The sequence below is a fragment of the Flavobacterium sp. genome, assembly GCF_044368625.1.
Classification (GTDB): Bacteria; Bacteroidota; Bacteroidia; order Flavobacteriales; family Flavobacteriaceae; genus Flavobacterium.
The window spans coordinates 1-10,928 of the sequence record NZ_JBIPPD010000110.1 but is presented as its reverse complement, the minus strand read 5'-3'; the positions used below and the strand labels follow the sequence as shown (position 1 = coordinate 10,928).

Sequence of the window (10,928 nt, the reverse complement as noted above, 5' to 3'; positions counted from 1 at the left end):
AATTTTATTAACAGTTTCTTTGTCATAATCTTCATCAAGAACAAGCTCTTTATATTTATTTCCAACTTCTAAAGCCCAAGTTTTAATTTTTTTGTCTTGAATAGAACTTTTCATAACCTTATCAACAGCTAACCCAATTTCAAAGCTACCATATTTTAAATCAACCATTCTAAAATCTAAATCAGGCAAAATTTTACTGAAAATATTTTGAAGATTTATTTTATTAGAGTTGATTTTTTCAAACTCTAATAAGAAATCTGCTTTTAAAAAGTTTTTAAAAGATGAAGAAATATTGTTTAACAAACCATTCGCCAATTCATTTAATCCAATTGTATCAGAATATTTTGAACTATTTGGAGCAAATTTTATGTAAAAAGCTTCATTTCGTAAGCTAGCTAAATATGTTTTTGCTTTGAATTCTTCAATAAATTCAAAATAGTAAGATTGTTCTGTTGGTTCATATTCGATGAAAGATTCGTCACTTGGTAAATAACTATCATCAATTAAATTGCTTTGAGTTATTTCAACATTTAATACATTCCCATCAAAATCTTGTTCAATAATAAAGCTGATGTTTTTATTTTCTAAAATTAATTTTTTTAAAGTAATTAATTTTGTTAAATATTCATAAATCGTTGATTCTTCGACTTCTAAAAGTAAATAAAAATCCGATGTACCCACAGTATCAACTAAATATTGCAAGAAATGTTTATCATTTCTTTTTAAATGAGTCAATATTGGTTCGTCTAAAAAAATAATGTCTTCTATTTTTTTAAATTCATCAAGATTTAGTAATATGTTATTATTTTTAGTTTTCATTTACAATGGCAAATTTACTTAAAATATCTGTACTTTTTTCAGGATAGAAAGTATAATGCTTTTTATTTTTTGAATTGTGTTTGACACCATCTACATCACTAAGTATGCTTTTTGCAATACTTGAATAATTTAATTGTTTGTTTTTTGATAAATTATTTAACATTTGTTTTGCCGAATCATAATTACTAAAAAGGGACAAACCCCAAGCTAAACAATTGTCCTGAAATTTTGGTTTTAATAGCACTGCATTCGGTATAAATGATTTTTCAGTCATTGGATTTTCAACACAACGAAAAAGAATTTTTTCTCCTTTTTGATTTTCAACTGGACAGTTTTTAATAGAATCTAATTTATCTTGGTATTTCAATTGCATCTTTATTGTTGTTTATTAACATATTTTTTTAATCAATTTAATGAAGTCCCCCAACTACAGCAAGTTCAGGACTAAATTAAGCCCATTCCACGGATTTACCAAATCTTCGCAAATACAAAACCAACTTTCCATTTAACCTATTGGCGAAATTGCTTATAGCGTCTTGATGTGTGCTCTTTTTATTTTTTTAAGTTAAAGTGTTTTGACAATTCTTCAAATACGCCTGCTGTATAGAAATCTTGTCCTATTCCTGTTTTGTTTACAACATCTAAAAACCGCTTTCTGTGGAGTTCTGGCTTTGTCTTTACCCATAATTTTGTTGAAGTTTGCATTTTTCTTAAAATCTGTAAATATAAGTTTTGATTTGTCTACTACATCTTGGTATTTTAATGTATACATAGTTTTAAATAGAGTTTCTTCTTCGATATTTACTTTTTTCGCATCGGAATCTCTCGAAAATTGCATTCCACTTAAAACATTTGTAATGCTTAATTTCGAGGCTTCTGAGTTATTTGTAATTCCTGCAATTATATCTGCATTTGTTATTCTGTTTTCATTAATAACTGCTATTCTGAAACCTGTTAATATACTTTCTTGAACCCCTTCAATTTCAAGGTTTTCAGTTGATTTAACTATGCTTTTTATAAACTCTTTAACTGAATTAGAAGATTTAGATAAATCTGAATCAGAAGACAAAAAATCAACAGGACTTGCAAAAGGCTTAAATCCAATTGGAAGTATAATTAAATTCGTCAGTTCAGCCAAGTCAATGTTGAAAAACTTCTTAATAAATTCGTCATAAAACTGAATCGATTTATGAATTAAAGAGTAAAGTATAGAATCAATATTGTCTTTGTAAAAATGAATAATATGACATCGATACTCATATATTTTTTGCAAGTTTTCTTCAATTGCTCTAAAATCTTTACCTAATTGACTTGATACAAATGCTAGACATTCCTCGAAAGGTTTTGATAATCCATCTTTGTTGATGATTTTAACTTCTTTATGATTTTCTACTATGTATGCTTTAAGTAATAATTCCCAAGCATTAATTACTAAAATTGTAGTAACCTCATATCTATAACTGAAAACAGGTTTGTTGTGAATTTCAATTGATGCAATGATTGCAGATTTTGAATTTTCAATTAGGGATTCTTTAATAATGCTCATTCTTTAGTTTTTTTAGTAATATAGCCTACAACTATTCCCTAATACTGACCCGTCCCCAACAAAACCAGTGTACAAGCCACCTCAACCTGGATATTATTGGACCGAAGCAACTGATAAAATTCGGGGTTTTCGGTTCCGGGATTGAAAATGACACGTTTGGGTGCTAAGCTGATGATGTAGTTGTAATAATCGCGTTGACGTGTGGGATTTAAATACAATGTAACCGTGTCAATATTGGTAAATGGCACTTGTTTGGTTTGGATTTTTACGCCTTCTACTTCGCCTGCTCTTTGCCCGATGGCTACTACGGATTGGTCTTTGGACAACAGTTTATGAATGGCCATATTGGCATAACGGGCGGTGTTCTCGGAAGCACCAAGGACTAAGGTTTTTTTATTTTTCATGACAAATTTTTGTCAAAATTACGATTTAAAAATGGAAGTTTTCGGCACTATTGACTTTCTTTAATTGTCTCGAAATAATTAATTGGCAGCATATCCCCTGCTTTAAGGTTGCCAATGTAACCTCCGTAACCTATTGCAAAAATGGGGTTATAGTTTCCGTTTTTATCCACAAAAATTACTTTTTCTCTGAATTCGATAAACGATTGTTTGTCTTTTTGATAAAGGATATTGAAATTGGTTGGTTTCATTTCATATTCGTCGGTTTCGACTATAATAATTTGCCCTTTTGCATTTTTCTCGGTTTTGACTTTCCGAACCTCCATTTGAGGTTCTTTTATTAGCCTTACTTTTTTCCATTGTAAACTATCGCTGACCTGAAAATAACCCAAAGGATTCGTTTGTAGTCCATTTACAAAAAGTTTGATGTCTTCTTTTTCCCAAGCATTGTGGGCAATGGTATGGACCAAATGTGTTGCCGAACCATAAAACGTTTCCTTTCTTCTTTTATCCGCTTTATTATTTTTCGAAATGTCTTTGTAAAAAGTTGTACCCGAAAAAAAACTTTGCATTTGATGGTGTCTTTCAAGACTCTTGTAATTGTATTGTACCACAAGCTCATTCAAATCAAAATTCACTTCATATCCCAAATAACTGTTCTTTATTTTTAAAGGATTTCTTGATGATGCATTTAAAGTATTGTTGGAAACATCATAATGTAAAATAATATCGTCTTCATTTTCTATTTTGCACGATTTACCAGACTTGGACTCTCCCAAAAATTGTTCTCGAAACACCGTCATCATTTGTTTTCGGCTAAAGGGTCCTTTTCCAATTACCACTTCATCCAAGTTTATGGACTCCTTTTCCACCATTACATTGAGTTTTTTATTGACATATTGCAACGGGTTATTAAGTCTAAAAGTGGCATATCCGATAAAGCTGACTACCAAAGTGGCATTGTTACCCCTTGTGTTGATGCTAAAATTTCCATCAAAATCAGAAATAGTCGAAATAGTTGTTCCATCGAGATATATCGTGGCTCCTGGAAGTGTTTCCTTAGTTGTATTATCTAAAATTGTACCCTGTATAATTTGGGAATGAACCTCAAAAACGGATAACAAAATAACAAATAGTAAAAAATATTTGTAGCTTATATGCATATGTAGCTATTTATTGTTTTTAATCAGTTTCCCGATAGCTATCGGGAGTAATTGCTTCGCGTGATTGTCCCGCATATCTTCGTTGGTTTTTGCGACCAATATTTGGTCAAACTCATTTCATACGAAGATAGCTTTGGACAAATATAATGTTTAAAAAAAATGTTATTCGATAGAGTAATAATTTTTTATTCATAACTTTACAAATAACAGAGTTCTGAAACCTTACTTTCGCACAAAAAAACTATGGAACTATTCATCTACATTTTCGCTGCTCTTTTTTCTGTAATTAACCCGATTGGAACGGTTCCAATCTTTGTGGGTTTAACGCAGGACGATGACAAAAAAGAACGCTCACGCATTTCACTTTGGACGGCAATAGATGTGTTTTTGATTTTGATTATCTCGTTTTTCATTGGTCAATATGTATTGGATTTCTTCGGAATTAGCATTGACGCCTTGCGAATTGGCGGCGGATTAATAATTGTAAGTTCGGGCTTTTCGTTGCTTTCTGGAAAATTCAGTAAAAAAAGAGGTATCAATAAAAAAGTAGAAAGTGAAGTGCAAAAAAGAAACGACATTGCTTTAACACCCCTTGCTATTCCCATGCTAGCGGGTCCTGGGTCGATTTCGCTACTTATCGCTTTTTATCAGGATCACCAAGAAACACATGAAATTATCATAGCTAGTTTTGCTATTTTAACCGTAGCAATTACCATCTTTCTCATCTTAAAAAGCGCCCATTATTTGGCAAAAATTTTGGGTGCTTCAGGAATTGTAGCCATTTCCAGAATAGTAGGGTTTATTGTTATCGCCATCGGGATTCAGTACATTGTAAGTGCAATTCTCAGTATTATTCAAACTAATTTCATCGAATAATTATCTATCAAATCAATGAAAATACTTTTAACGGGTGCCAATGGATACGTAGGAAAACGTCTTTTGCCTGAATTATTGCAGGAAGGACACGAAGTTACGTGCTGTGTTCGGAATAAAAATAGGCTGGGTCTGGACGAAAATACGTTGAAAAAAATAACGATTTGGGAAGTTGATTTTCTTGATGAAGTTAAATTAGAAAATCTCCCGTCCAATTTTGATGTTGCCTATTATTTGATTCATTCCATGAGTGCTTCAACCCAAGATTTTGATGTGATGGAAGCCAAAGCAGCCCACAATTTCAACACCTATATGCAACATATTGGTGTGAAACAGGTGGTGTATCTCACTGGAATTGTCAATGAAAAAAAGTTATCCAAACACTTGCAATCGCGTAGTGATGTGGAGCAAATTTTGTACGAAGGTCCCTTTGCATTAACAGCACTTCGGGCAGGAATTATTGTGGGATCGGGAAGTTCATCGTTTGAAATTATCAGGGATTTGTGCGAAAAACTGCCCGTTATGGTTACACCAAAATGGGTGCTGACCAAAGCACAACCTATTGCCATTCGCGACGTGATGCAATGCCTTTTAGGGGTGATTGGCAGGAAAGAATGCTACAAAGAATCTTTTGATATTGGAGGAGCCAACGTATTGACGTACAAGGAAATGTTGCTGAACTATGCCAAAGTTCGCAAAATCAAATTATCGATATACACCTTGCCCATTATGTCGCCCAAGTTATCCTCGTATTGGTTGTATTTTGTAACCTCAACTTCCTATAAATTGGCTGTAAATTTGGTTGATTCGATGAGTATGGAAGTGGTTTGTAACGACCAACGCTTGCAAGAAATGTTAGGGTTAACACCAATTAGTTACGTTGAATCTATTGATTTGGCATTTAAAAAAATAGAGCAAAACTTAGTTATTTCGAGTTGGAAAGACAGTATTTCGAGCAGTCGACTCGGAGACGATTTAAGAGGCTACATCCAAGTTCCGAAATACGGTTGTTTAAAAGACGAACAGTCGATAGCAGTTACGGATGTGGAAGGTACGTTGGCACGAATTTTTGCCATTGGTGGCGAAAGCGGATGGTATTACGGCAACTGGCTGTGGAAAACGAGGGGTTTGATGGATAAACTCTTTGGCGGTGTAGGATTGCGTCGTGGACGAACCCATCCGTCGCATTTGGACAACGGCGATGCATTGGATTTTTGGCGGGTTTTATTGGCGGATCCCAAAGAACGACGCTTACTTCTTTTTGCTGAAATGCGATTGCCCGGCGAGGCTTGGTTGGAATTTCGGATTGACGACGATCAGGTTTTGCACCAAATAGCTACTTTCAGACCTAAGGGACTCTTTGGTAGATTATATTGGTATTCGATGTTGCCTTTTCATTATTTTCTATTTGCAGGAATGATACGGAATATTGCGAATCCGAAGAAGTGAGGTATTAATCTTAGTTGAGACGTTGCCGTTTTCTGCGTTAGGGATTGCAGCGGCATCCCCCGATTTTTCATCGGGGATATAGCGAAAAGCCCGACCCTTTGGGAAACGCCCCGATTTATACAATTCAAATAGGTAGTGATTTTATACAATTTTGACTGCCTTGAATACTGAAAATCCCCAAACTCAGTAAGAATTTGGGGATTTTAAAGTTATTCGTAAAAGACTTAGCTACGGGGAAGAAAAATCTCTGCCATCATACATCTCGCACTTCCGCCGCCACAAGCTTCGATGGTATCCAGACTTGAACTTAAAATTTCGGCGTGTTTTTCGAGTTGTGTAATTTGCTTTTTGGTCAAACTTTGATGAGCTGAGGCACTCATAATTAGATAACGTTTGTCGTTCGTTCCTTTTACTTCAAGCATATTTCCTGCGAAATTATTGACTTGATCTTCTGTTATCAAAATTACTTCTTTTCCGTCCTCTTTTAGGTTATCCAAAACCATTTTGCGTTCTTTTTTGTCGTCGATACAATCGGCACAAAGTACCGCAAAAGTTTCGCCTAAAGTCATGATTACATTGGTGTGGTAAATGAGTTTTCGTTCGCCATTAACGGTTTGAAAAGCTTCAAAAATAACGGGAGCCAAATCGTAATCTTCGCAAAACTCAATAAACAACTCTTCATCCGCTCGTGGAGATAAAGCACAATATGCTTTTTGATTTTTCCGGTCTAAAAGTAAACTTCCCGTTCCTTCTAGAAAGAATCCATCTTTTTCGGCATCCGTGTAATCGTTAATGCTTTTGATTTCAAATCCTTTATCTTCTAGAATATCCAAAATATCTTCGCGACGTTCGGCACGACGGTTTTCGGCAAACATCGGATACAAAACTACTTCGGCATTTTGATGAAATGAAATCCAGTTGTTTGGAAAAATAGAATCGGGCGTGTCTGGATCTAAAGTATCGTCTACTACCGTTACATCCACGCCTACATTGCGCAATTTTTGCACAAAAGCGTCAAATTCTTGTTGTGCCTTTTCGTTTACTGTAGCTGGCGAAAGTCCGTCCAACACTTTTTGGTAGTAATTATTTACAGCAGTTTGTTCGTTCATTCGGAATGCTACCGGACGAATCATTAATATGGAATTGGTGGTTTGTTTCATTTTTATTTTGTTGTTATCTGTTGTCGGTTGACAGTTATCAGTTAAAGGTTATCCGTTAAAAGTTGTTGGTATTTTCGGTTGTCGGTATTGCTATTTCTTGAATTACTTTTCTGTTTTATAAAATTAATGTTTTCTATTTTTTTTCAACGTACATTATACAATTATAGATTGTTCCACTTAGATTATCCTATTACAAAATCAAGTCGTCCCAGTTGTCAAAAGCGGTCGGATATAGCATCGAAATTTTAAATGAATGATTTTTGGTTTCCATACGGCTTGAATGAGAAAAAACTAAGAATCGTATAAAACATGCTTTGTAACTCTTTATACCATTTCCTTCTACTATATTGATTCCCACAGGATCAGCAGACCTTCTTGATTGACTTCCCAATTCGTACGTTTCTTACTTGGGTAATTTCAACGAAGTTGGATGGACAATAAAAAACAATTCCAAACTTACTTTATAAACGTCCAAATCGGTATGATCACTCCTCTCTCTTTCAATTTTATTGTTTGGAAAAATATTTGGAAAACAATTTCAACAATTCGATTGGCTTTCTTATAAAAGACGTAAAAATTTTATAATCATTTTCCAGTATCGCAAAAACTGAAAAATATTAACAGATGACTGACAACATTCTTATTCTCGTATCAGCGGCAAAGTCGAACACCGTAACAGTCCTTCTTGCTTTGCAATTTCGGCGTAGGGAATTTCTTCTACAGTAAACCCATTTTCGCGCAACCAATTGTTCAATCGGGTAAAATTTTTCTCGGAAACCACAATGTCTTCAGCAATTGAAAACACATTCGAATTCATGTGGTACATTTCGTCGCGGGTAATGTGAAACAGGTTTTCTCTTCCAAAAAGATTGACTAAATACATATAATCGGCTTCTTCTCTAAATCCGCTTTTGTAGATAATTCCTTTGTTTTTTCCTACGGGTTGGAAACAGCAGTCCAGATGCAACGCATTGTCTCTGGCTTCAATTTTAGATTTTACCAAATCGAACTCCTTGACGATTTTGTTCGGAAATAAATTTTTGATATAATCTACACCCGCTTGGTTTGTTCGAGCCGTAATGTAGTCTTTGTAATCGCTTCCTTTATAGGTCCCTATAAAGATATAGTCGTTCCAAAGCATCACATCGCCACCTTCAATGTGGACTTCCTCTGGTGGTCGAACTACTTTTGTGGGATCAATTTGGTCGATGATGTATTGAATGGCATCCAATTCTCTTTCGCGATCCGGAAGAATATTGGCTTTTACAAAAATATCATCGATTACAAATCCGATGTCTCGGGAGAAAATCTGATTGTAATTTTCAATCATTTCAGGGCGAAAAACCTGTACGTCGTATTTTTTAAATACTTGTACAAAGGCTTCCATTTCTTTAACCATGTCTTCTTCAACAGGATAAGTCCCTGCAAGGATGTGTTCTAAAGATTTTGGATCGTAGGCTTCGCCAACCGCGGGTGTGGGTCCATTGTTTACAGCTGAACCTAATACAACCGCTCTTAATTTAGAGGTCTCGTTTTTTACATTTAATTGCAACATAACATTTAACTTTTTTACGTCATTTTGCCGACGCAATGACGACAAATATAAAAAAAGAGACTCGATTATTGAAGCTTTCTTACTTGAATAGTAGTTAAATTATCAATTAAATAAAAAAAGCTTAACAAAATGACACAACCTTTGTTTCTAATTACCTTTGAATTTATCGCACGATTATTTTCTGGATACTACTTTGATTTCCCTCTTTTATGGAAAGAAAATAGACACCCGATCGTAAAGATTGAATAGAAATTTGATGCGAACCATTCAGAATTACCTTATTTTCAGTTGCTATAATTCGACCGTTTATATCGAAAATACGAATTGTAGCTTCGCTAAGGTTATTTCCTTTATTAGAAATTGAGATATAATTTGAAGCTGGATTTGGATAGACAACAAATTGATTTTGAAAATCTTGAGTTGACAATGCGTTTGAAACTACTACTGTTCCTTGATAGGGTGTTGACTCTTTTTTGGTTAAAGTTACCATCAAATCATTCATTGAAGTTAGCGCAGGAACTTGAACTGTGGCTGAACCTGCTGCAATCACTCCCGTTGCTAAGATTTCGTTATTTTGAGAAATGGTAACTTTTGCTCCATTGGTATTCGAATTTACTACCAATGATACACCCTGATTGGAAACTTGTACAGGGTGCGTTGCGGTAATTACCGATGGAACAGCACTTCTAAAAGTAACCGACGGATCGCCAAAAAAAACCCACGTTTGCATTACTTCTATCGCAGTACCACTGTTTGCATAATTTTCAAGCATACTCAACTGACCTCCATAAAACAATTCTCCAAGAGCTATGGCTCCAACTGCATTGGCATCAATTATAAGTTCCGTCATTTTATCTTGTGTTTGCATGGGTTCTGCCCAAGCCATCAAGATGGAAGAACCGCAACTCGCAATGGCACCTGTTGGATTTAGACTACTACCAGCTCTTAAAAAAGCTTCGCACAAAGAAGTCGCTCCAACAAAAGTTCCATTATTACATGCAACGGATACAACAAACGGATACTTCCCTTGATTGGTCAAAGCATTCATATCTGTATTGGTATAAGATCCCGTTGACATTATATCAAGAGCGCCGTGACCCGTATAGTTGAGCAAACCAATTCCGTCATTCATTGATGTAGAAATCATTGCGGCAGTTGGATTGTTATCCGCATCATTTCCACCTTGTGAGCCTTCATAAAACTCGTAAATAGTGGTATATCCAAAATTCGTTAACTGTGTGCCTATACTTCGTAAATGTTGCCAGTCGGCTTCGCCATCATCGCCATAATCATAACCCTCGTTTGATCCAATTCCTGCCGCTTTGGTCATCCAATTTCCTGAAACTGGATTTTTTTCGTAACCCAAAATTTTGGTTACCATTTTTTGTACATCGCTAGTTGTTCCAGAGAGACGGCCAATGAGTAACTCTGGATAAAAATCGGTTCCTTCCAGTTGTCCGTAATAGGTATCGCTCCAAAGTTGTTCATCTGCACCGGTAATTCCGTAGCTGTAGGTGGGCAAATCTTGATGATCGCCCAATAGTAAAACATAGGTCAGGTTTGGATTAGCAGTATAAAAGGCATTGATGCTGCTTTTTATGGAAGTTGCTGTTGCTCCATTTGGAACGGTTAAAACCGACGTTTTAATGCCGCTTTGATTTTTCCAAGCAACCAATGGCTGAATCGATGCATTGTAAGAAGTTTTGGACACAATAAGCATCTCACCCGAATTGGTAACTGAATTTGTGGACATTGGTACATTTAGAAAATGAGAGGAAAAAAGTGCTTGAAAACTACTATTAGTTACATCTCTAGCCATTTTTTCATTGCTTCCTTTTTTCGTTTGATCTGTGGTAACTGTGACGGTGATATTTTGATACACTCTCAGCACCTTTAAAACAGGATTGTACTGATAAGGAAAAAAAGATACGGTCACGCCCCGAACATCTCTAAAAACATAGG

11 protein-coding genes are annotated in these 10,928 nt (G+C 35.2%); 2 read left to right on the top strand and 9 right to left on the bottom strand.

Annotated features, from left to right (window positions below; translation table 11 throughout):
- From ACIQ2X_RS09540 to ACIQ2X_RS09520, 5 genes are all read right to left on the bottom strand, one after another.
- On the bottom strand, positions 1–819 hold an 819-nt coding region (locus tag ACIQ2X_RS09540; RefSeq protein ID WP_396178701.1), incomplete at its 3' end, for a hypothetical protein.
- Positions 809–1,186: a hypothetical protein gene (locus ACIQ2X_RS09535; RefSeq protein WP_396178700.1), complete on the bottom strand. Its 378-nt coding sequence runs from the start codon at positions 1,184–1,186 to the stop codon at positions 809–811. The genes ACIQ2X_RS09535 and ACIQ2X_RS09540, both read right to left, overlap by 11 nt.
- 219 nt (positions 1,187–1,405) lie before the next feature.
- Entirely contained in the window at positions 1,406–2,365 is a 960-nt protein-coding gene (locus ACIQ2X_RS09530) for a DUF3644 domain-containing protein (RefSeq protein WP_396178699.1), read from the bottom strand.
- Between the two features lie 38 nt (positions 2,366–2,403).
- Positions 2,404–2,769 (bottom strand): CoA-binding protein, encoded by a 366-nt coding sequence (locus ACIQ2X_RS09525; RefSeq protein WP_396178698.1) that lies wholly within the window; start codon positions 2,767–2,769, stop codon positions 2,404–2,406.
- 47 nt (positions 2,770–2,816) lie between these two features.
- A complete protein-coding gene (locus ACIQ2X_RS09520) occupies positions 2,817–3,929 on the bottom strand; it encodes a carboxypeptidase-like regulatory domain-containing protein (protein ID WP_396178697.1) in 1,113 nt (370 codons plus the stop codon).
- Between the two features lie 243 nt (positions 3,930–4,172).
- On the opposite strand from ACIQ2X_RS09520, the gene ACIQ2X_RS09515 reads away from it, so the two are divergent.
- Complete coding sequence (locus ACIQ2X_RS09515) at positions 4,173–4,805, top strand: MarC family NAAT transporter (RefSeq protein ID WP_396178696.1); 633 nt, start codon at positions 4,173–4,175, stop codon at positions 4,803–4,805.
- Between the two features lie 15 nt (positions 4,806–4,820).
- Entirely contained in the window at positions 4,821–6,251 is a 1,431-nt protein-coding gene (locus tag ACIQ2X_RS09510) for an SDR family oxidoreductase (protein ID WP_396178695.1), read from the top strand.
- A gap of 224 nt (positions 6,252–6,475) precedes the next feature.
- Here the strand turns inward: ACIQ2X_RS09510 and ctlX are convergent, their stop codons facing one another.
- The 4 genes from ctlX to ACIQ2X_RS09490 all read right to left on the bottom strand — a co-directional run.
- A complete protein-coding gene (ctlX, locus tag ACIQ2X_RS09505) occupies positions 6,476–7,411 on the bottom strand; it encodes a citrulline utilization hydrolase CtlX (protein ID WP_396178694.1) in 936 nt (311 codons plus the stop codon).
- Between the two features lie 190 nt (positions 7,412–7,601).
- Entirely contained in the window at positions 7,602–7,802 is a 201-nt protein-coding gene (locus ACIQ2X_RS09500) for a four helix bundle protein (RefSeq protein WP_396178693.1), read from the bottom strand.
- A gap of 249 nt (positions 7,803–8,051) precedes the next feature.
- Positions 8,052–8,966: a dimethylarginine dimethylaminohydrolase family protein gene (locus tag ACIQ2X_RS09495; RefSeq protein WP_396178692.1), complete on the bottom strand. Its 915-nt coding sequence runs from the start codon at positions 8,964–8,966 to the stop codon at positions 8,052–8,054.
- Between the two features lie 163 nt (positions 8,967–9,129).
- A partial coding sequence (locus tag ACIQ2X_RS09490) for a C25 family cysteine peptidase (protein WP_396178691.1) occupies positions 9,130–10,928 on the bottom strand: 1,799 nt, incomplete at its 5' end.

Coding starts and splice junctions, on each gene's coding strand:
- ACIQ2X_RS09495 (WP_396178692.1), bottom strand. CDS start 8,966: ATGTTGCAATTAAATGTAAAAAACGAGACCTCTAAATTAAGAGCGGTT.
- ACIQ2X_RS09530 (WP_396178699.1), bottom strand. CDS start 2,365: ATGAGCATTATTAAAGAATCCCTAATTGAAAATTCAAAATCTGCAATC.
- ctlX (WP_396178694.1), bottom strand. CDS start 7,411: ATGAAACAAACCACCAATTCCATATTAATGATTCGTCCGGTAGCATTC.
- ACIQ2X_RS09515 (WP_396178696.1), top strand. CDS start 4,173: ATGGAACTATTCATCTACATTTTCGCTGCTCTTTTTTCTGTAATTAAC.
- ACIQ2X_RS09525 (WP_396178698.1), bottom strand. CDS start 2,769: ATGAAAAATAAAAAAACCTTAGTCCTTGGTGCTTCCGAGAACACCGCC.
- ACIQ2X_RS09520 (WP_396178697.1), bottom strand. CDS start 3,929: ATGCATATAAGCTACAAATATTTTTTACTATTTGTTATTTTGTTATCC.
- ACIQ2X_RS09510 (WP_396178695.1), top strand. CDS start 4,821: ATGAAAATACTTTTAACGGGTGCCAATGGATACGTAGGAAAACGTCTT.